The sequence below is a fragment of the Arthrobacter sp. cf158 genome (assembly GCF_900106835.1).
GTDB lineage: Bacteria > Actinomycetota > Actinomycetes > Actinomycetales > Micrococcaceae > Arthrobacter.
In genome coordinates this window covers 95,642-114,340 of sequence record NZ_FNNR01000001.1, presented here as the reverse complement: position 1 = coordinate 114,340, position 18,699 = coordinate 95,642, and the positions used below count along the sequence as shown (strand labels likewise).

Annotated in this window: 18 protein-coding genes and 1 tRNA gene; 7 read left to right on the top strand and 12 right to left on the bottom strand. The window is 64.5% G+C overall.

Features of this window, described 5'->3' with window-relative positions; all coding sequences use genetic code 11:
- Nucleotides 1-22 precede the first annotated feature (22 nt).
- A complete protein-coding gene (gene pcrA / locus BLW08_RS00570; protein ID WP_090820367.1) occupies nucleotides 23-2,566 on the bottom strand; it encodes a DNA helicase PcrA in 2,544 nt (847 codons plus the stop codon).
- A gap of 69 nt (nucleotides 2,567-2,635) precedes the next feature.
- Entirely contained in the window at nucleotides 2,636-3,289 is a 654-nt protein-coding gene (locus BLW08_RS00565) for a response regulator transcription factor (RefSeq protein WP_175538526.1), read from the bottom strand.
- A gap of 86 nt (nucleotides 3,290-3,375) precedes the next feature.
- Here BLW08_RS00565 and BLW08_RS00560 point away from each other — a divergent pair, with 86 nt between their 5' ends.
- The 3 genes from BLW08_RS00560 to BLW08_RS00550 are packed head-to-tail and all read left to right on the top strand — an operon-like array spanning nucleotide 3,376 to nucleotide 6,379.
- Entirely contained in the window at nucleotides 3,376-4,602 is a 1,227-nt protein-coding gene (locus BLW08_RS00560; protein ID WP_091322763.1) for a sensor histidine kinase, read from the top strand.
- Nucleotides 4,599-5,744: a hypothetical protein gene (locus tag BLW08_RS00555; protein ID WP_090820373.1), complete on the top strand. Its 1,146-nt coding sequence runs from the start codon at nucleotides 4,599-4,601 to the stop codon at nucleotides 5,742-5,744. The genes BLW08_RS00560 and BLW08_RS00555 overlap by 4 nt, the downstream gene beginning before the upstream one ends.
- Nucleotides 5,738-6,379: a response regulator transcription factor gene (locus BLW08_RS00550; protein WP_091322761.1), complete on the top strand. Its 642-nt coding sequence runs from the start codon at nucleotides 5,738-5,740 to the stop codon at nucleotides 6,377-6,379. Before BLW08_RS00555 ends, BLW08_RS00550 begins: the two co-directional genes overlap by 7 nt.
- On the opposite strand, the gene BLW08_RS00545 is transcribed toward BLW08_RS00550, so the two are convergent.
- The 7 genes from BLW08_RS00545 to BLW08_RS00515 form a co-directional block, all read right to left on the bottom strand.
- The gene (locus BLW08_RS00545; RefSeq protein WP_091322759.1) at nucleotides 6,353-8,017 is read right to left on the bottom strand and encodes a glycan biosynthesis hexose transferase WsfD; all 1,665 of its coding nucleotides are present in this window, start codon (nucleotides 8,015-8,017) and stop codon (nucleotides 6,353-6,355) included. The two genes, BLW08_RS00550 and BLW08_RS00545, sit on opposite strands and share 27 nt — an antisense overlap.
- Entirely contained in the window at nucleotides 8,010-8,891 is an 882-nt protein-coding gene (locus BLW08_RS00540) for a septum formation family protein (protein WP_091322757.1), read from the bottom strand. Before BLW08_RS00540 ends, BLW08_RS00545 begins: the two co-directional genes overlap by 8 nt.
- Nucleotides 8,881-9,471 carry an exosortase S gene (gene xrtS, locus BLW08_RS00535; protein WP_175538525.1) on the bottom strand — a complete coding sequence of 197 codons (591 nt, stop codon included), beginning with the start codon at nucleotides 9,469-9,471 and terminating at the stop codon, nucleotides 8,881-8,883. Before xrtS ends, BLW08_RS00540 begins: the two co-directional genes overlap by 11 nt.
- A gap of 5 nt (nucleotides 9,472-9,476) precedes the next feature.
- On the bottom strand, nucleotides 9,477-10,838 hold the full coding sequence (locus BLW08_RS00530) for a glycosyltransferase family 2 protein (protein ID WP_091322753.1): 1,362 nt from the start codon (nucleotides 10,836-10,838) through the stop codon (nucleotides 9,477-9,479).
- Between the two features lie 91 nt (nucleotides 10,839-10,929).
- Nucleotides 10,930-11,112 (bottom strand): hypothetical protein, encoded by a 183-nt coding sequence (locus BLW08_RS00525; protein ID WP_090820384.1) that lies wholly within the window; start codon nucleotides 11,110-11,112, stop codon nucleotides 10,930-10,932.
- Between the two features lie 42 nt (nucleotides 11,113-11,154).
- On the bottom strand, nucleotides 11,155-12,471 hold the full coding sequence (locus tag BLW08_RS00520; RefSeq protein WP_091322751.1) for a PVV-CTERM domain-containing choice-of-anchor G protein: 1,317 nt from the start codon (nucleotides 12,469-12,471) through the stop codon (nucleotides 11,155-11,157).
- Between the two features lie 142 nt (nucleotides 12,472-12,613).
- Nucleotides 12,614-13,459 (bottom strand): inositol monophosphatase family protein, encoded by an 846-nt coding sequence (locus BLW08_RS00515; protein ID WP_090820387.1) that lies wholly within the window; start codon nucleotides 13,457-13,459, stop codon nucleotides 12,614-12,616.
- A gap of 33 nt (nucleotides 13,460-13,492) precedes the next feature.
- Between BLW08_RS00515 and BLW08_RS00510 the strand changes: the two genes are divergently transcribed.
- Nucleotides 13,493-14,119: a hypothetical protein gene (locus BLW08_RS00510; RefSeq protein ID WP_090820389.1), complete on the top strand. Its 627-nt coding sequence runs from the start codon at nucleotides 13,493-13,495 to the stop codon at nucleotides 14,117-14,119.
- Here the strand turns inward: BLW08_RS00510 and BLW08_RS00505 are convergent.
- Both BLW08_RS00505 and BLW08_RS00500 read right to left on the bottom strand, forming a co-directional pair.
- A complete protein-coding gene (locus tag BLW08_RS00505) occupies nucleotides 14,058-14,885 on the bottom strand; it encodes a DUF998 domain-containing protein (RefSeq protein WP_091322749.1) in 828 nt (275 codons plus the stop codon). The two genes, BLW08_RS00510 and BLW08_RS00505, sit on opposite strands and share 62 nt — an antisense overlap.
- A gap of 51 nt (nucleotides 14,886-14,936) precedes the next feature.
- Entirely contained in the window at nucleotides 14,937-15,746 is an 810-nt protein-coding gene (locus tag BLW08_RS00500) for a DUF998 domain-containing protein (protein ID WP_091322747.1), read from the bottom strand.
- A 107-nt stretch (nucleotides 15,747-15,853) separates the two neighbouring features.
- Between BLW08_RS00500 and BLW08_RS00495 the strand changes: the two genes are divergently transcribed.
- From BLW08_RS00495 to BLW08_RS00485, 3 genes are all read left to right on the top strand, one after another.
- Nucleotides 15,854-15,926, top strand: a tRNA-Arg gene (locus BLW08_RS00495).
- 1 nt (nucleotide 15,927) lies between these two features.
- Entirely contained in the window at nucleotides 15,928-16,386 is a 459-nt protein-coding gene (locus tag BLW08_RS00490) for a DUF6314 family protein (RefSeq protein ID WP_090820395.1), read from the top strand.
- Nucleotides 16,383-16,787, top strand: a complete 405-nt coding sequence (locus BLW08_RS00485) for an NUDIX hydrolase (protein ID WP_091322744.1) — start codon at nucleotides 16,383-16,385, stop codon at nucleotides 16,785-16,787. Before BLW08_RS00490 ends, BLW08_RS00485 begins: the two co-directional genes overlap by 4 nt.
- Here BLW08_RS00485 and BLW08_RS00480 read toward each other — a convergent pair.
- Nucleotides 16,784-18,697: an ABC transporter ATP-binding protein gene (locus BLW08_RS00480; protein ID WP_091322741.1), complete on the bottom strand. Its 1,914-nt coding sequence runs from the start codon at nucleotides 18,695-18,697 to the stop codon at nucleotides 16,784-16,786. The genes BLW08_RS00485 and BLW08_RS00480 overlap by 4 nt on opposite strands.
- Nucleotides 18,698-18,699: the final 2 nt, after the last annotated feature.

Genomic DNA, 18,699 nt, shown 5'->3' with positions numbered 1-18,699 from the left:
CTGCACCCGGGGCGAGGCGTGCTCAGGCATCAAGCTTGGTCAACGGCGCGTACCTCAACAGCAGGCGCTTCTCACCGACGTCGAACTTCACCTTGGCCACCGTCTTGTCCCCCGCGCCTTCGACGCCCAGCACCACGCCGTTGCCGAAGCTCGTGTGATTGACTTTGTCCCCCACCACCACGGAAATGACTTCCTTTTGTGGCTGCACCCTGTTGCGTGCGACGGCGGCCGGAACGTCGGCATCGAAGCCTGCGGTGGGACTGGCGGCAACGCCGCGGGAGGTGCCTGCTCCCCAGAACGAGCCACCGTAACGGTTGGACCCGATGGGGGCGCTCCCCCAGCCGCCTGCCTGGCGGCTCATGCCTTCGCGCTTCCAGTCCACCAGTTCGGAGGGGATCTCCTCCAGGAACTGGCTGGCGGGGTTGTACTGGCTCTGGCCCCACATGCTGCGGACTTCCGAGCGGGTGACATAAAGCCGTTTGCGGGCACGGGTGAGGCCGACGTAGGCCAGCCTGCGTTCCTCTGCGAGCTCTTTGGGATCCGTGGCTGAGCGCTGGTGCGGGAAGATTCCGTGTTCCATACCGGTCAGGAACACCACAGGGAATTCCAGGCCCTTGGCGGTGTGCAACGTCATCAGCGTGACCACACCCATGCGCTTGGCCTCGGCCACAGCGGCATCAATATCGGCTCCCGGGGCATCCGGGATCTGGTCGGCATCTGCAACCAGGGAAACCTGCTCAAGGAACTCTCCGAGCGTGCCCTCCGGGTTGTCGCGCTCGTACTCGCGGACCACAGCCACCAGTTCGGCGAGGTTCTCCACCCGGGATTCGTCCTGAGGATCGTTGCTGGCACGCAGGCCGGCCAGGTATCCGGTCTGCTCCAGGACAGCTTCCAACGCGGCGGCTGCGCCTGAGCCGGATGCCACCTCAGCGAGGTCGTCCAACAATTTCACGAACCCGAGCACCGCGTTGACGGAGCGGGTGGCCATGCCGGGAGCCTGGTCAGCACGACGGGCCGCTGCCATGAAGGAGGTCCGTTCCCGCTCGGCCAAAGCGGCAACAGCGCCCTCGGCGCGGTCGCCGATCCCACGCTTGGGTTCGTTCAGGACACGGCGGAGATTGACGTCGTCGTCCGGGTTCACCAGAACGCGCAGGTAGGCCAGGGCATCCTTGATTTCCTTGCGCTCATAGAAGCGCGTGCCGCCAACAACCTTGTACGGCAGGCCCACCCGGACCAGCACATCTTCTATGGAGCGTGACTGTGCGTTGGTCCGGTAGAAGATGGCGACGTCGCCCGGACGCAAGCCGTCCTCGTCCTGCAAGCGGTCTATTTCCTTGGCAATGAACTGGGCTTCGTCGTGTTCGTTCTCCCCCACGTAGCCAACAATCTTCTCGCCATCGCCCTCTGCGGTCCACAGCCGCTTTTCCTGACGGTTGGGGTTGCGGGAAATCACGGAGTTTGCCGCCGTGAGGATGTTTTGCGTGGAGCGGTAATTCTGCTCCAGTTTGATGGTCCGGGCGTTCGGGTAATCGGCCTCGAACTCCACAATGTTCCGGATGTCTGCGCCGCGGAAGGCATAGATGGACTGATCCGAGTCACCCACCACTGTCAATTCGCTGGGTTGGACATCCGTGTCCGTTCCCAGACCCACGATCTCCCTGACAAGGGCGTACTGGGCGTGGTTGGTGTCCTGGTATTCGTCCACCAGGACGTGCCGGAACCGGCGCCGGTAGGATTCCGCAAGCGCCGGGAAGGCCCGGAACATGTAAACGGTCTCCGCGATGAGGTCATCGAAGTCCATGGCGTTGGCCTGGCGGAGTCGCTGTGTGTAGCCCTTGAAAACCTCGGCGACTGCTGTTTCAAAGGGGTCGTTGTAATTCGCGGATGACGAGTATGAGTCGGCGTCGACCAGTTCGTTCTTGAGGGCGGAGATTTTGTGCTGGATGGCCTTGGGCGCGAACTTCTTGGGATCAAGGTCCAGGTTCTTGGACACCAGGGTGATCAGGCGCAGCGAGTCCGCGGAGTCGTAGATCGAGAAATTCGAGTTCAGGCCAACGTTCGCGGCCTCCCGCCGCAGGATCCGGACACAGGATGAGTGGAAGGTGGAAATCCACATGCTTTTGGCCCGGCCGCCCACCAGGGCTTCGATGCGTTCGCGCATTTCCGCCGCTGCCTTGTTGGTGAAGGTAATGGCCAGGATTTCCCCGTGGTGGGCCCGCTTGGTGGCGATGAGGTAGGCGATCCTGTTACTGAGGACGCGGGTCTTTCCGGACCCTGCACCCGCCACGATCAGCAAGGGGCTGCCCGCGTGCTTTACTGCCTCTTCCTGCTGGGGGTTCAGTCCCTGGAGCAGGGCGTCAGCAGATGGCAACCCGGATCCGCCGTGGCCGCCCCAGCCGCCTGATGCCGGTCCTTGGGGAGCGCCCGATGACCCGCCGCTGCCCGCCTGGAGACGGGCACCGGCCGCTCCTCCACCCGAGGGGGAAAGCTCCGGGGCAGCCTTGACTGCGGCTTTGGTGCCAGCTTTGAAGGGTCCGTCTGCGTAGGGGTCAAACAACATATCCATGGTGCCTACCAGTCTAGGCGGTGCCCCCGACACTCAAAGGCGCGGTGTCCACAGCCCCGGAAATTGCGGCTACTGGCCGGGGTCTTCGAGCAGCCAGCCACGTGTCACCAAACGGTCCCTCAGGGCAAGCCGCGTCAAAGGTTCCTGGCCGTCCTGAAATTTTCGCCGCACCGAGGCGAGGTGTTTCTTCACGCCGTCAACGGAAATTCCCAGAATGTGCGCAGTCTCCGCGAGGGTTCCCGCACCGCCGCCCAGATAGACGGAGACTACCTGGTGTTCCCTGGCGGATAACTGCGGTCCGGACTGCTGGTCCTCCAGGGCAGCGTCGACTTCATCCGTAATATATGAGAGCCCTTGGGCAGCGTGTCGGATCGCGGTCTCCACTACTCCGGCAGGGGCGGTCTTGGGTATGTAGGCCAGCGCCCCGGCCCCCATCGCCTGACGCATCACTGCTGGATCCACCACCGAGCTGCAGACCACAACGTGGGGTCCGGCGGAGACGATTGCCTGGATCTTGGCCCGAAGTGGCACTTGGTCACCCAGCAGGACATCAAGCACCACGACGTCTGACAAGGCGCGCAGGTTTGCGGCAGCTTCAGCCCATGAGCCAAACCGTCCAACCACACGGATTCCGGTGGCATTGGCTTCCAGCCATTGGGCCAGCCCTTCACGCAGGACAGCGTGGTCTTCCACGATGTCCACTTCGATCCTGGGTTGGGACACCGGGTATCGCAACAACTGGCCCCTCCCCACATATGATTTGGAAATGTCGTCACTATTTTAGGTGACACGTTTCGGGGGAGACATTCATGGGGGCATGGATTACCCGGCTGCAAGCAGGCTGGCCGGGGGAGGGTCGCTCGGACCCGTTGGCTCGTGGCGGAGCCGTGGCGAGCTTCGTGTTTGTCGCGGCTTCCTGGATCTACCTGGAGCCCACCATGAGTGGACCACCATGGCACGGCACCGTTGCGGCCGTGCTGATGGTGATCCTGGTTGTTTGCCTCTCGGCGATGTGGTGGACCGATGTGTGGCCGCTTCGGATGGCGATCATTCTGGCCCTGATTACCCTCTCCGAGCTGCTGGCCGGCGTCAGTTACCGCCAAGACTCCGACTCCTTGCTCCTGGCGCACAGCATGGTGCTGGCCGCGAGTTCACCGCTGGTATTGTCCCTGCGTGCTACCTGGCGGTCGGCCGTCTTTACAGGGTTGCTGGCAGTGCTGGTTCTTGGGCACACGCTGATGTCTTCCGCTGTTCATGGCCTGGGTCCCACTACATTGCTGATAGTCGCCGGCGCCTGGTACGTCATGTTCGTGGTCCGGTACACCGCTCCCAAAGCACTGGAATCGTGGTGGAAGGACCAGGAGGTCCGGGCCGAATCAGCGGCTGCCCAAGCTGTGGCACGTGCCAGGATCGATGCCAGCGCCGCGGAGGCGCGGGTGCTGCATGACACGGTGTTGCGGTCGCTGACACTCCTTGCCCGCGGCGGAGTGGGGGCGGCACCGGATGAATTGCGGGACATGCTCACGGCCAACGCGTACGACGCCGGCGGGCCGGGTTTGCGGACGACGTCCAGCGACGCCGGCGCACAGACGGGGAGGGAACCCGGAGAAGCTCCCGCGGGCACCCAAGGTGCCCCTGCCGCCGTCGAACCTTGCAGTGAACTGGCCGTCCTGCTCACTGACAGGGCCCGCCATCATTGCCGGAACGGGTTCGTGGTGGACGTTTTCGGTGAAGCCGGAACCCTGCCGCCGGCAACGCAATGGGCGATCATCGATGCCGCCGAGGAATGCATGGTCAACGCCGCACGGCACGCAGGAACTGACCACGTTGACGTGCTGGTTTCCCGTTCCGGTTCGGTGGTGACGGTGCTGGTCAGCGATGCCGGGCGCGGATTCGATCCCGCCACCATCCCTGCGGAACGGTTTGGGGTGCGGAACTCGGTGGTGGAGCGGATGGGCGGCGTGGGTGGCCGGGCCAAGGTGATGTCCGCGGTGGGCCGTGGAACCACCATAGTGCTCGAGGCGGACGCGGCATGAGCCTCGCCCACCTCAGCGCGGCACGCGGAGTGGGTCCTCTTTTTGTTTCCCGTGCTGTCCTGGTCGTCGCCAGCCTGACTGTCTGGGCCATGTCCCTTGCCATCAATACTGCCTCGCTGGACGGCAGCCGCCTGGACAATGTGAGGTTTGGGGCGCTGGCTTTCGACCTTCTGGGATTCGCCATGGCGAGCATCGCATCGGATCCAAAGACACCCCGGCGGCAGCTGCCGTATCTTCGGCTGATCTGGCTGGCCTCGTCCATTGCCTCCGGCACCATGACGGCCCAGTCCGTGACGCTCACTTCCGGATACCTTTCCCTTGCTCTGAACGTCCTGCTGGGCACCGCTTTGGTATTCCTTGTGTCGATGCGCTGGGACCTCCTTGGATTTCTTCTCCTGGTGGCTGCCAATTCAGTCCTCAGTGGCGCCTACTACGCCACCACTCCGCGCTTCGGTTCAGGAGAAGGGCTCCTGATCTTCTTCATCACGCTGCTTCCAGGGCTCTTGGGTGGGCTCTGGGTCTTTATCCTGCACAGCCACGTGAACGGCACCATGGAGCGCCGAACGTTGGAAGCCCTCAACACCCTTACCGAACAGGCCCATACCCGGGACTCGCGGCGGGCAGAGGGCCTGGCGGAGACCCACCAGCAGATACAGGAACTCTTTGCCAAGGTCGCTTCGTCGCAGGGAGTCCCCCTGGATCCTGACCTTTCGGAGCAGGCCCAAGCCCTGGCCGGGCAGCTGCGGAGCCAACTGATGCTCTCCCAATCCACCAATTGGCTCACAGAGTCGTTGGCGCTGGCCGGGTTGGAGTCCACCGTGCTGGTGGTGGCAGAAGCTGACCTCGTGGACCGGATCCCGCACGCCTCACGCTCCGCCGCGTTGGCCGCCACCATGTTGCTGGCCGCGCCCGTCAGCAATACCGGAAACGCCATGGATCACCGGCCGCGGCGAATCCACATCTTCGTGGAACCGGACGTGGAACCCACCGTTTTAGTGACGTGGCGGGTCACCAACCTGAACCCTAACCGCTGCACCCCAGCATTGTGGAACGAACTCGAATCATTGGGTACACCCCGCGTACACACCGATCCAGGAGGCGCCAGCATCATGGTCCCCGTCAAGGCTCCGAAAACATGGTGACCCGTGTCTTGGTGGTGGATCACCATCAGCTGATGATCGACACCCTGGACGCCTGGTTGCGCTGCAACGCCCCGGACCTGGTGGTTGCCGCCGGACTCAACTCAATCCAACCGGGCCTGCAACCTGCAGGTGTCAGGGAACAGGACATAGGCGTTGCCGTCCTGGGCACACTGGACCACCACACTGAGCTGATTCCTGCCGTCCGTTGCCTCGTGGACGCCGGCCTCCGGGTGGTGGTCCTGGCCACCACCCTGGACGGATGGGAAGCAGGAGCATCCCACGCCGCGGGCGCCCTAGGCTATGTCCCGAAGGCCGCAGGACCGGCTCATATAGAGACAGCTGTCCGGGCCGCAGCGGCCGGAGAGCAGTACGTGCATCCCGACGCCGCCGCCGTCATGGTGGACACGGCTCCGGTACGGATCAAGCTGTCACCCCGTGAACAACGGCTCGCGGAACTCTACTTGGGAAGCGAAGCCCTTCCTGTCCGCGGCGTGGCGGACACGATGGGAATCAGCGAACAAACAGTCAAAGCCCACCTGCACCGGATCAGGCAGCGCTACTCAGCTGCCGGGATCAAGCTCAGCAACGTGATCAGCCTGCGGAAGCAGCTAAGCGCTGATGGCTGGATCACGTAGGGTGGCGGTGTTTTGCTCTGACAGCGGAAGTTCGGGCGACTGCTGGACCAGCTTCCGTGGTTCCGACGCAAGGATGCTGATCAGGGCAACCAGCAGTGGCACGCACAGGGCGGCAAGGAATCCCGTCAGCAGGAGTTGCCGGTAGATCTCAGGCTGTCCCGAACCCAGCATGACTACCCAGAACTGCAGCCACCCGGCCACCACAACCACCACTGCCAGCCGGCCCACGGCCGCCTTCTTGCGGAAAGCGACGGCGAAGCCCAGCAGAAGCGTTAGCAGTTGCAGGGCAACCAAGGCCACTGGTACCGCTTTCAGGGCGGTGAAGAGTCCCAGCACCACAGGGAACCGGCGGTCCTTGTCGAACGGCTGATGCCCCTGCCCTTCCATGAACGAGCCGATGTACCCCAGCTCCGGCGTGAGCATGGCAGTGACTCCGCGTTCCCCCATCCCGATCAGCCGTTCAGGATGAGTGAGGTAGAAGGCAGCCAACTTCGCCGGCCCCACCTGTTCCTGGAATTCCTGGAACTTCGGATTGAACGCTGCTGACCGTGGCGATGCCACGGTGGTGCCACTCGCGGCAAGGAAGCCCGGATCAAGCCCCAGCCACTTGAGATCATCCTCAGGAACGGGACTGTGCGGCAGGAGCTCGGCGAAGACCGCGTTGTAGACGTTCAGGTCATGGGTGCGCTTTGGTTGGGCTGCAAGGAACGCCACCGCGAACGCTGCAATGCCCACGATCGCCGCACACGGCACCACCCGTTGCCGCCACCAGTTGTTTTCCGGCGCCCGCCGGCCCGAACGTCGCTGCGGAACATGCGGCAGCCACAAAAGCGCCAGGCCGACCACCGGCAGCCAGGACACCATCTCCGGCTTGGCAGCCACGGTGAACATAGTTGCCCCGACCACCCCCAGGAGGGCCAACCAGCGGTTTCCACGGCCGTTCCAGTAGTGCAACAGGGCCACCAGCACGGCCAGTGTTCCCAGGAACGCGGCGGGCTCGGGATAGGGGGAGATGAAGAAATCGGCAAAGACGCCGTCCGCCATCACCGCGGTTACCAGCGCCGCGATGAGGATCCGGAAGCTGACGCGGCCGGGGAGCACGGCAACCAACGCGGCAATCAAGAGACCAAAAACCAGGCAGCAGACAATCCCAACGGCACGCATGTCCACCCCGGAACCCCACCCAAACAGCGGGGTGATCAGCTTGCCCAACCACAGGAACGCAAGCTGCGACGAGTACACAGCTTCCCCGGAGCCAACTGCGCCGCACGCCTCACCAGCGAAATCGTGCGGGGACCAGCTTGGATAGATGAACCTGGTGAATTCCGAATAGTCCCACGGCCGGTCATTGCTGACCCCGAGGGAACAGACCAGCCCATGTCCGTCTCCTTGGTCTCCCATGCCCACGGGGCCGGGAACGAACAACCTCACCATCATGGCGGCCGCGGACGCCACACCCGCAAGGATGGCGGGGGCGCGAAAACCTCCGAGCGTCAGTTCTCCGGGTCCGAAGACGCGTGCGAGGAACGATGCAAGCCTGCGAAGCGGCCCGGGCTGGGGGCTCTTGCCCGAACGCACGGGAACGGGCGCAAACTCCTCCGTCTCCGGCTTCTTCGTGCCGGATTCGGTCTCAACCATTAGCCACTCCCCCATTCGCAGTTCCGCCCAAGGGGGCAAGTGTTCCAGTCCACGGTTCCGGGCTGGCCTGCAGCGGCGCTACGCCGCAGCGGACCGCACGGGCACCGCCGTCGATCCGGACTATCGGCCGTACTTCCACATTGGCCGGCAGGGCGTCGACTTCAAGGAAGTCAAGGACAAACGGCAGGCACTTTTCCTGCTGGGCCGCAAGACTGACCAGCGAGGCATCCTGACCGAACCAGGCGCTCACGTCTTCTGTGGTGTGCGGCTCTGAGCAGGTGGTGTCCGTGCCTTCGGCGCTGAGCACGCCGTCTTTGATGTCCTGGGCGTAGCAAAGACGGATCTGTGCCGAGTGCGGCCCGGCGAGCGCGCCCTTCAGGTCAAGGGTGGTTTCCCGGGGAGCCTGTCCCGGCGAGGCCAGCAGCACATCGCAGCGGACGCTCCTGCTTCCGGCGGCCCACTCGGAGCGGCTGGGGTAATAGCCCGTGATCGCCATGCCTTCGGTGGCGTCCCGGTCGGTGCCGGCAAGGTACTTGCGCAACTCGGCCGCAGAGCACAGCCGGTTGGTGAGGTTTTGAAGCTGCTCGTGGAGTGGGCGTTCAGCCTGGCCCATGAGGGGCTGCGGAACAGTGGTCACCAAAAACGTTTGTGAAGTGTGCGGCTCGGAACAGGCAAGTGGTGGGCGTGAGTCACTGCTGGCACTGAATTCCTCGGGTGTGGTGATCAAGTGGCACTGGCCCACCGTGGGGCTGTCCACGGAGACAGTGGATGAGTCGCCGTCGGAGGACGCGGTGGCATCTGTGGATGCGCAGGCGGACACTGTGAGCGCAAGGGCCACCAACGCCGTGAACAGGGTGGGGAGTTTATGACGCACGCCGGCCCTTGCGGTTTGATGCGGTGCGGTCTTTGCGCACGACGGCGGCCCGCACCAGGACGATGATTGCTGCCACGAAGCCCAGGATCACCACGAAGGATCCGAAGAAGTGGTGCATGAGGTCGAAGCCCTGCTGCCCCCAGGTCTGTTGGGCGGCGGCGATCATGAAGTACCGGATCGCGTTGCTGACGGACACCATGACCAAGGCTGTGATGGCAGCGGGCATGAGCCGCGCCACCGGGATGCGGCCCATGAGGAAAAGGACTCCGGCCAAACCGGCAATGGGCGTCAGCAGCACAGCGCTGGAGCACAGCCCGGTGACCATGAGGGCGTAGGGCTGGCCTCCGCCCACGTTGTGGAAGATGATGTCATCCACACTGTAGGAGGCACCACCAAGGATGCCGTCAAATACGGTGGCCATGAGCCAGGCTTCGGCTGCCCTGATGTGCTCCTGCTGCAGCATGGCCACGGCGGCCGCTGCAAGGAAAAGCAGCCCTATGACGCCACCTCCCCGGCCCTTCCGCACTGGCAGGGCGCGAGGTCCCCGGGGGACGCTGATGTCGCTGATATCGGCGCTCATTGCCATTAGGCTTCCTTCGCTAGGAGTTTGACGTCGGACTCATGGTTGCGGCGGGTCTTGGCCCACCCTTGGCGGCCGGTGATGAGGCGGTAGGTCGCCCGAAGCACCGTCACGTAGTTCTGGTACATGTAAAGCCAGTAGCCAAGGCCCCACACCACGCCCAGCATAAAGTTCTTTTCAGGGGTGACCTGCCGCCTGTACACGAGTCCCCACAGGGCGAACGGCAGCACGCCCGTGGCGAAGATCAGCGGAATGATGAACCACGCCGCGGAGATCCAGGCCGCGAAGCTTCCCATGGTCAAGGCGCCTTGCGCCACCATGGTGACAAACAGCGTGGGCCAGAGGACCAGGCCAACAATCTGGATGAACGGCTGAATCAGGAAGTAGCTGGACTCGATCGCCCCCACGTTGCTGAAATACGGCGATTCGAAGATCCGCTTCAGGTAGGTGCTGCACTGCATTCCCCCATGGCACCAGCGTGTCCGCTGGGTCAGGAGGCGGCGCAGGTCAGGGAGGGCTTCCTGGGCCACATGCGTGTCATGCATGTACACGGTTTTGTAGCCGCCCAGCATGATGTGGATGGCCAGTTCATAGTCCTCCAGGAGGGCGCCGTGCCACGGCTGCCCCGACGTCCTGGCGATGGCATCCAAAGCGGACAGCCGGGTGAACTGGCCGTTCCCACCCAGGCCAACGGTCAGCGTGTGGCGCCGCAGGGACTGCATGGCGGCGATGGTGGTGCGGAACTCCATGTCCTGCATCAGGACCAGGTAGCGGCCAAACGCCCGCTTGATGCGTTCACGCCCTTGGCCGCCCGTCAGTGCGGGGTCCTCAAGGTTGGACATCCAGACGGCGGTCTGCGCGGCACCCACTTCAGGGTCGCCGAAGGCGAGCGGACCAGCCGCTTGCCGGAAGGCGTTGTCCGCAAGGTGGCCGTCGGCGTCGACCACCAGGACGATTACCGAAGAACGGTCGACGGCGGCGGGCAGCCAGCCGTCCAGGGTCCGGTAGGCGGCGTTGAGGGCGTCTCCCTTGCCGGTTCGGGCGAGTGGCCGTCTGCGGCGCACCAGGTGAATCATGCTGTCGCGGTCCGAGGCGGCCTGGACGATGCCCGCAGTTGCGTCATCACTGTCGTCATCGACTACCCAGACGTGGGCTTCCGGAAACTTTTCCCGGAGCAGTTCAAGGGTCTTTCCGATCACCACTTCCTCGTCCCGGCACGGGATGAACACATGCCAGGAGAAAGTGCCGGGATCGCCCTCAGGATCAGGCTTGCGCCGCAGGAACGGCACCAGGATGACGAGGATATACGACAGAAAAACCACCAGGAGCACGAAAGCCAGCGCCTGTGCGGATTCGAGTACCGACATGTACGTCCGATGCTTGGGCAAGGCCGAAGGGCCTGTTCGAAAAAGTTGGGGTGGCGGGGCGGCTCTTGCAGGAGCCGCCCCGCCGGTGGTGCTACGGGTTGGGGCCCGTTTCCCGCTTCGCAGCCTTGAGCCTGCTGTTACGCAGGACCACGAAGCCGGTTATCAGCAGGGCAACACCTACCAGGATGACCCAACCAAGGGTTGGGGCACCGGTGACAGCGAGGGCGGTACCGCCGGCTGCCGTGCCGCCTGCAGTCCAGTTATGGCCGTACATAAGGCGTTCTCCTTTCGCTGTTGCGTGACGCGCTCAAGGCGATCAGGCAGCAACTACCGCAGACCGGCGGCGCGAGCGGACGAACAGCCAGGTGAGCAGTGCCAGGAGGGCCACGCCACCACTGATGGCCATGGTGTCGGTGTTGACCAGCGGGATCGCCGCTGCGTCAAGGTTCGGGCCAACAGTGGCGTTGGCGAGGTTGACGGTGGCGATGCTGCCGCCGGCAATTCCCACCTGCAGGGCGCGCTGGGTGAAGGCGCCTGACGGTGCGGTTTCCTGGATGTTGACCTTCGCCGAGACCAGGGCGGTCAGCGCGTTGCCCAGCGGGGTGACGAGGTTGGCTGCGAGGCCGCCGACGACGCCGTTGATGGCCGTCTCCAGGGTGGTGACGGCAAGCAGGGCCGTCGTCTTCGCGACGTTGGGCAGGTTCAGCGGCGGAAGCGTGTCCGGCAAAGCCTGAACTGCGGCCCGTGTGCTGGCCAGGGTGGTGGCCAGGATGCTCTGGATCTTGGTGGACACAGCAGCAGGCAGGAAGGACACAAGGTCCGTACCTGCTGGCAGCGAGTTCAGATCGGCAACACCGGCGGCAGCCAGGAGATCGGCCTCGGTGATCTCGATGACGCCGCTGGCCAGCGGGTTGGTGATGGGCAGACCCACAGCAGTCAACGCCACGTTGGCAGTGTTGAGCAGCGGGTTGATGGTGTCCGCCACGCCCTCGACCAATGTGCCGCCAACCTGGGCCGAAACACCGGCAACAGAGTAGGCACCCTGCGGTGCTGCACCCTGGTCCTTCTTGGCTGCTGCCGCGAGGGTGGTGATGTCCAGCGTGACGTTGGCCAGGTCGGCACCGCCCAGGATGGCAGCAGTGCCGGCAGTGATCCGGGCTGCCGGGATGGCCGGGTCGCCCGAGGTGGGCAGGCCTGCGGGCAGGGTCACCAGGCCGGGAGCGCCGCTCACGGTACCGGAGAACGCTTCCGAGGAGCCGTCGTTGACGGCCTTGCCGTACTGGCTGACGGCGCCAACCTGGATGATGCCGTTGTTCTGCAGGAGCGGGATGTTGCCCGCGCCGACGTTAACGACGCCGAAGACAGCGCTGAGGTCCAGCGGGTCGGTGTTTTCGATGATGGCCGGGCCCGTCGGCGGAGTGCCGATCTGCTCGGCCGTGGCTGCGCCGTTGGCTGCGAGGCCGGCGAAGTTCGGGATGGCCAGGACTGAGCCATCAATGATCTGGCCACTGCCGACGGAAATCACGTCAGTGGGTGCTGCGTTTGCTGCAGGTGCGGCCACGAGGCCGATTGCCAAAGCCGAGACGGCGGTAACGCCGACGGCTGTGGGCCACAGCTTGCTCTTGCTGTTCAAGTACTTCCCCCTTGCGAACGCTGCAGAACAGGGCTGTTCTGCAGCTGAGACCGTGGAGGCAATCGCCTCCCGGTGCAAAATAACAAGGGCAAACCGTGCAGCTTCGCGGGGGTACCCGAAGGGGTTAACGCCGCGTCAGGAGCTAAGCAAACTGCGGAACAGAGGTGAGGGCGGCGCTTAACTCGCGCACCGCCGTCGGGCCTCCCGCAACGAACCAGTTCATACCGTTGACCTTCACGACGGCGGTGTCCCCGCCGGCCGCACGGACAATCGCCTTCCCGGGCAGCCAGTCCCATTCGGGGCAGCTGTGCTGGAACCAGCACCCCAGTTCGCCATCGGCCACGCGGCCCAGATCGCAGGAGCCGGAGCCGAACATGCGCAGTGACGCTGCGGACACGGCGGCGGCGTGCCAGGGCATGGCCGTGCGGGGATCAGCCAACCAGGTGGGGTGGATGTATGTGGCTGCGCAGATGTCGGCAACGGAGCGGTCCCCGGAACCGGAGATGGGCTCACCGTTCAGTGTGGCGGTGTGTTCCTGTCCGCCCAGCCACAGTTTGTCCAGCTCCGGTTGGTAGATGGCCCCGAGCAATACTTCAGGGTCAACCACCGGGTTGCCCCCATGGTCCGAATCGTCCCGTTTGAGGGCGATGGCCGAGCACCAGTACGTGGAGCCGTGCAGGAAGTTGTACGTGCCGTCCACGGGGTCGATCACCCAGGTGCGGCCACTGGTCCCGGCAACGGAGGCACCTTCCTCGCCCAGGATGCCGTCGTCAGGACGGCACCGCCGCAACTGTTCCAAGACGTACGCCTCTGCTGCGTGATCGGCTGCAGTGACGACGTCGGACACTGAGGTTTTGCGTTCGCCCTGCAGGCCGCCCATCCGCATGAGCAGCGCCAGTTGGCCTGCTTCGCGGACCAGAGCGCTGGCCAGTTGGTAATCGTCGAGTGCGGGATCAAGTTCAGTCGCTGTGTGCCTGCCGGTGGTCATGGTTCCAGCTTAGGTGGCGGGATAATGAATCACATGGCCAAGACACCAGCCCAGCGCATCAAGAAGCACGGAGCAAAGGCAGTGGTTCCTGATCACTCGCTGCCTCCCGTGATCAACACCACTACGCAGCGCACCCCGCAGAAGGCGCAGAGCAACTCCAAGCTCATAGTCGTCGCAGGAGTGGTGGCCAGCCTGTTCCTGTTTTGGTACCTGCACCTGCTCACCCTGAACCAGATGACGCAGCTTTCGGGCGGCCTGGCCATGCCGGATTCGTTGATCGGCGGATTCTCCCAGGACTATGTTTCGCAGCTCCGCGATGCCATGGACGAGTCCGCCCGTGGCCAGTTGAACTATGTCCACAAGACGGCTGGCACGCTGTTCCCGCTGATCTTCGGCTTCAGCTGGCTTCTGCTGATCGGCACCAACGTAGCCCGTAAGTCATGGCGCTGGGCCATGTGGGCCGCTCCCCTGTTGTTCGCGGTGGCCCACCTATGGTCCAACGTCGCCATTGATTCGATGCTGGCCGCGGAAACGCCCGACGCCGGTTCGGTGGCTTTGGCGTCCGGCCTCACCATCGCGTCGTGGGTGCTGTTCCTTGTCAGCCTCCTGTGCGGCGTGGCTGCGGTGTTCCTGGGACGGAAGACCGCGAAGCAGCCCTGACTGCTTTCCGTTGCCGGGCCACGCGCCGTGCCACCACCAGGCCCACCATGGATAACCCCATGATGATGGGATAGGCCATGGTGCGTTCGATCGCGCCGGGCTCCTCCACACGCAATCCCACGGCGAGGATGTAGATGGTGGTTCCCAGGGACACCGCACCGCACACCAGGACGAACCAGGACATCTGCGTGTGCCTGCGCCACACGACGCCAAGGATCGCCAGAGACAGGGGGCCGGCGATGAAGTACATGCCGGCGCCCACCAAATGCAGTGAAAGGTCCGTGTCCTCCGGAACCAGGCCCACCATGGCCTGGCCAACGCCTGCTATGAACACCAGCACCCTCACGGCCGCGGACGCAATCCAGGGAAATGATTCGGTGGACCTGAGGCCTCCTGCGGCCATCCGCGGGCTGATGACGCGGGCACCGGGCTGGGCTGCGATGGACAGCACAGCCGTATTCACCAGCACTGCTCCAAGAATCATGGCCACACCCTGGAGCACGAACGAGGCATTCATCAGCCAGTTGAGCGGGGAACATACCTGGTACCCGTTGAAGGGTCCGCAGTAGGCCGCGCCGAGATCGCTGATGACATGCTCCCGGCGCTCATAGCCCGGGCTGCCCAGCCACGCAGCGATGGCCACGGCTTCCACCACGAAGTAGTGGATGGGCGTGATCGCTGCCCAACCCCCAACCAGCTCGCGTCGCCCAGCGAGGTCAGGCAGAAGTCCGCGGTCACCGCCGCGCGGACCAGCCGCCGTCGTCATAGCGACAGGATAGACCCCGGTACTTTCCGGCGCAGCAGTTTCAGCCGCGGATCACTGGTGTCCACGGGTGAGCCTCTGGGTAGCCCTGAGTTCTTTGCGTTCCGTGTGGACGCGCTGGGCGATCACCAGGCCCGCAGCAGCCAGGCCGATGGTCACCGGGTAACCCATGAGCCGTTCAAGCGTTCCTGGCTGGGGCACGTCCATTCCTGTGAGTCCGCCAACAATCAGTGCGCCGATACACAGCAAACCGCACGCTGTGAGGAACCAACTGACGGGTGTCTGCCGGAACCACAGGACACCCAGCAGAAGCAGTGCGAACCCGCCGCCAATGAAGAACATCAGCGCGCCGGCGAAATGCCACGGAGAACCCAGGTCCTCCGGCACCAGCCCCACAAGGACGGTTCCACCACCGGCCACTCCGGTCAGGATGCGGATGGCAACGGCCAGGATCCACGGCACAGTCAGCACGCGCGTCGGCAACGATTCATCGGCCACCGCGCGGAAACGCCGCGCCGCCGCCCCGGGCCGGGCCGCCACGCACAGGAGCCCCGCGGTGAGGAACACCGCACCAAGGATCAAGCCCAGGCCCTGAACCACAAATGAAGCGTTCATGAGCCAGTGCAGCGGCGAACAAACAGCCCTGTCCTCATATACGCCGCAGGACACCGCTCCGAGGTCACTGATGTACCCGGTGGCCCTGCTGTAGGGCTCCGGGCCAGCCCACGCCTCAATAACGGCGGCCTCGGCTACGAAGTACTGGACCACGCTCAGCTGCGCCCACCCGCCAATGTTGGCCCTGATGCTCCGGACGTCGGGGAAGAAGGAACCGGCCGGTGCCGCTGCAGTCACGTGCCCTTTCATGCTGGCCAGCCTAGCCGTGTTCGGGCAGCGCCCCGGCAGCTTGTATGCTTGTAGTCGTGTCCGGGCCCTCGAGCTCCAGCAATGGAAGGTGAGCCGTGGACACACAGGCCCTCGTAGCTCAGTGGATAGAGCACGGCTCTCCTAAAGCCGGTGTCGTTGGTTCGATTCCAATCGAGGGCACTTGAACCACCAGCAGCCCACCCAGGACTTGCGGGCCTACTTGGCCGGCAGCTGGACTGTGGAGCGGACCCTCCTGGACCGCGCCTCCGGCACCCGCGGTACCTTTACCGGCGTCGTGCGCTATTCCCTGAACCCCGACGGCGGCCTGGACTACCGCGAAGACGGCACCATGCACTGGCCCAGCCATTCCGGCCCGGCCTTCCGCGAATACCTCTTCATGCCCGGCAGCGACGCAGCATCCATGGACGTGTTCTTCCCTGACGGCAGGCCGTTCCACGTGATGAGCTTCTCCGAGCAGGGCCATGAGGACAAGCACTGGTGTGACCCCGACGATTACCGGGTCAGCTACAGCTACGAGGGGCCCGATTCGTTCAGCTTCGCCTGGGATGTCCACGGGCCAGCCAAGGATTTGCTCCTTGAATCGCATCTGGTCCGTATCAACGCCGGGAGGCAAGAGTGACTGCCACGGACCTCATCGTTGTCAGCGCCGTCTGCGTCTATAACCGCCAAGGCCACTTGTTGACCGTTCGCAAGCGTGGGACGGACAAATTCATGCACCCCGGCGGCAAGCCCGAGCCCGGCGAGACCGCCGCTGAAGCTGCTGCCCGGGAGCTGTCCGAGGAAGTCGGCATCGAGGTATCCCCGGAGCAGCTGGAGCCTCTGGGCGTCTGGCTGGCGGTGGCCGCCAATGAGGCAGCCACGAACATTGAAGCCACTGTGTTCACCGCGCCCGGGACCTGGGAAGCCCACCCCTCGGCGGAGATCGCGGAGATCCGCTGGCTGGACCTCACTGCGTCCCTGCCCACGGACTTGGCGCCGCTGCTGACCCACCACGTCATCCCGCTGCTCACCTGGGGCTAGAGCTCCGGTACCACTTCCTGCGCCACGGCGGTGGCCTCGGCGAACTGGGTTTGGTACAGCTCGGCGTACCGGCCGTCCGCGGCCAGCAACTCAGTGTGCGTACCCCGCTCCACAATCCTGCCGTCCTCCACCACCAAAATGGCGTCTGCCGCACGGATGGTGGACAAGCGGTGGGCAATCACGACGGCGGTGCGCCCCTCCAGCGCTTCGCCCAAGGCCGCCTGGACGGCGGCTTCGTTGGTGGAGTCCAACGCGGCCGTGGCTTCATCGAGGATCACAACCTTGGGCTGCTTGATGAGCAGCCGGGCGATGGTGAGCCGTTGGCGCTCACCACCGGAGAGCCGGTAGCCCCGCTCCCCCACCACGGTTTCCAGCCCATCCGGCAGGGACCGGATCATCGGCTCCAGCCGTGCCCGCCGGAGCACGTCCCACATGTCGTCTTCGGTAGCGTCCGGCCGGGCGAGCCGCAAATTGGAGGCGATGGTTTCGTGGAACAAATGACCGTCCTGGGTCACCATGCCCAGGGTGTCGCGCAGGGAATCGAAACGGACATCCCGCACATCGACGCCCGTGCCGGGACCATGCCCACCCAGACGCACTGCTCCGGAATCGACGTCATACAAACGGGACAGCAATTGGGCCACCGTGGACTTACCTGCCCCGGACGAGCCCACCAGGGCTACGGTCTGGCCCGGCTCAACCCGGAAGCTGACACCATGCAGGACTTCCTCGCCACCGCGGGTGTCCAGGGTTGCCACCTCTTCCAGGGAAGCCAGGGACACCTTGTCCGCAGAGGGGTAGGAGAAGCGGACGTCGTCGAATTCCACGGCCACGGGCCCGGCCGGAACGGACACGGCGTCGGGCTTCTGGCTGATGAGCGGCTTCAAGTCCAGGACTTCGAACACACGCTCAAAGCTGACCAAAGCACTCATGATTTCCACCCGGGCGTTGGACAGGGCTGTCAGCGGAGCGTAAAGGCGGGTCAGGAGGAGTGCCAGGACCACCACATCGCCGGGTGCCAATTGGCCGCCCAGGGCCAGCCAACCGCCCAGGCCGTAGACCAAAGCCAAGGCCAGCGCTGACACCAGGGTCAGTGCCGTGACGAACGTGAACTGCAGCATGGCCGTCCGGATGCCAATGTCGCGGACACGGCCCGCCCTGGCGGCGAACTCACGAGATTCCTCGTCTGGCCGCCCGAACAGCTTCACCAAAGTGGCACCCGGCGCGGAGAACCTCTCGGTCATCTGCGTGCCCATCGCAGCGTTATGCACTGCTGCTTCACGGCGGAGGTCCGCCAGTTTGGAACCCATCCGCCGGGCCGGAATCAGGAAGATCGGCAGCAACACCATAGCCAGCACGGTCACAAGCCATGACGTGTTCAGCATGACCACCAGGGTCAGGGCCAACGCCACCACGTTGCTGACCACACCGGACAGCGTGCCGGCGAAGGCCGACTGCGCTCCGATGACGTCGTTGTTCAGGCGGCTGACCAGGGCACCGGTACGGGTCCGGGTGAAGAACGCGATGGGCATGCGCTGTACATGGTCAAATACCTTGGTGCGCAGGTCCACGATCACGCCCTCGCCAATAATGGAGGACAGCCAGCGGGTCAGCAGGCCAACGCCCGCTTCGCCCACAGCAACGAGGGCGATCAGCACGGCCAGCCAGATCACCGTGCCCACACCGGCATTGGCGATGATGGCATCCACCACCTGGCCTGCAAGCACAGGTGTGGCGACGGCCAGGAACGCCCCGGCGATGGAGGCAATGACGAAGGCAATGAGCTTGCCCTTATGCGGGGCAGCGAAAGCCATGACCCGCTTCAGGGTTTCCTTGGAGAAAGGCTTGGAGCCGCTCTTCGCAGTGGTGATGTTGTACAGCGAGCTCCAGGCCACGCGGTCCATGCTCATGG

What these genes read in the sequence shown, in the direction of transcription:
- pcrA (WP_090820367.1), bottom strand. Translation starts at nt 2,566, where the DNA reads ATGGATATGTTGTTTGACCCCTACGCAGACGGACCCTTCAAAGCTGGC.
- BLW08_RS00560 (WP_091322763.1), top strand. Translation starts at nt 3,376, where the DNA reads ATGGGGGCATGGATTACCCGGCTGCAAGCAGGCTGGCCGGGGGAGGGT.
- BLW08_RS00555 (WP_090820373.1), top strand. Translation starts at nt 4,599, where the DNA reads ATGAGCCTCGCCCACCTCAGCGCGGCACGCGGAGTGGGTCCTCTTTTT.
- BLW08_RS00550 (WP_091322761.1), top strand. Translation starts at nt 5,738, where the DNA reads ATGGTGACCCGTGTCTTGGTGGTGGATCACCATCAGCTGATGATCGAC.
- BLW08_RS00545 (WP_091322759.1), bottom strand. Translation starts at nt 8,017, where the DNA reads ATGGTTGAGACCGAATCCGGCACGAAGAAGCCGGAGACGGAGGAGTTT.
- xrtS (WP_175538525.1), bottom strand. Translation starts at nt 9,471, where the DNA reads ATGAGCGCCGATATCAGCGACATCAGCGTCCCCCGGGGACCTCGCGCC.
- BLW08_RS00530 (WP_091322753.1), bottom strand. Translation starts at nt 10,838, where the DNA reads ATGTCGGTACTCGAATCCGCACAGGCGCTGGCTTTCGTGCTCCTGGTG.
- BLW08_RS00525 (WP_090820384.1), bottom strand. Translation starts at nt 11,112, where the DNA reads ATGTACGGCCATAACTGGACTGCAGGCGGCACGGCAGCCGGCGGTACC.
- BLW08_RS00515 (WP_090820387.1), bottom strand. Translation starts at nt 13,459, where the DNA reads ATGACCACCGGCAGGCACACAGCGACTGAACTTGATCCCGCACTCGAC.
- BLW08_RS00510 (WP_090820389.1), top strand. Translation starts at nt 13,493, where the DNA reads ATGGCCAAGACACCAGCCCAGCGCATCAAGAAGCACGGAGCAAAGGCA.
- BLW08_RS00505 (WP_091322749.1), bottom strand. Translation starts at nt 14,885, where the DNA reads ATGACGACGGCGGCTGGTCCGCGCGGCGGTGACCGCGGACTTCTGCCT.
- BLW08_RS00500 (WP_091322747.1), bottom strand. Translation starts at nt 15,746, where the DNA reads ATGAAAGGGCACGTGACTGCAGCGGCACCGGCCGGTTCCTTCTTCCCC.
- BLW08_RS00480 (WP_091322741.1), bottom strand. Translation starts at nt 18,697, where the DNA reads ATGAGCATGGACCGCGTGGCCTGGAGCTCGCTGTACAACATCACCACT.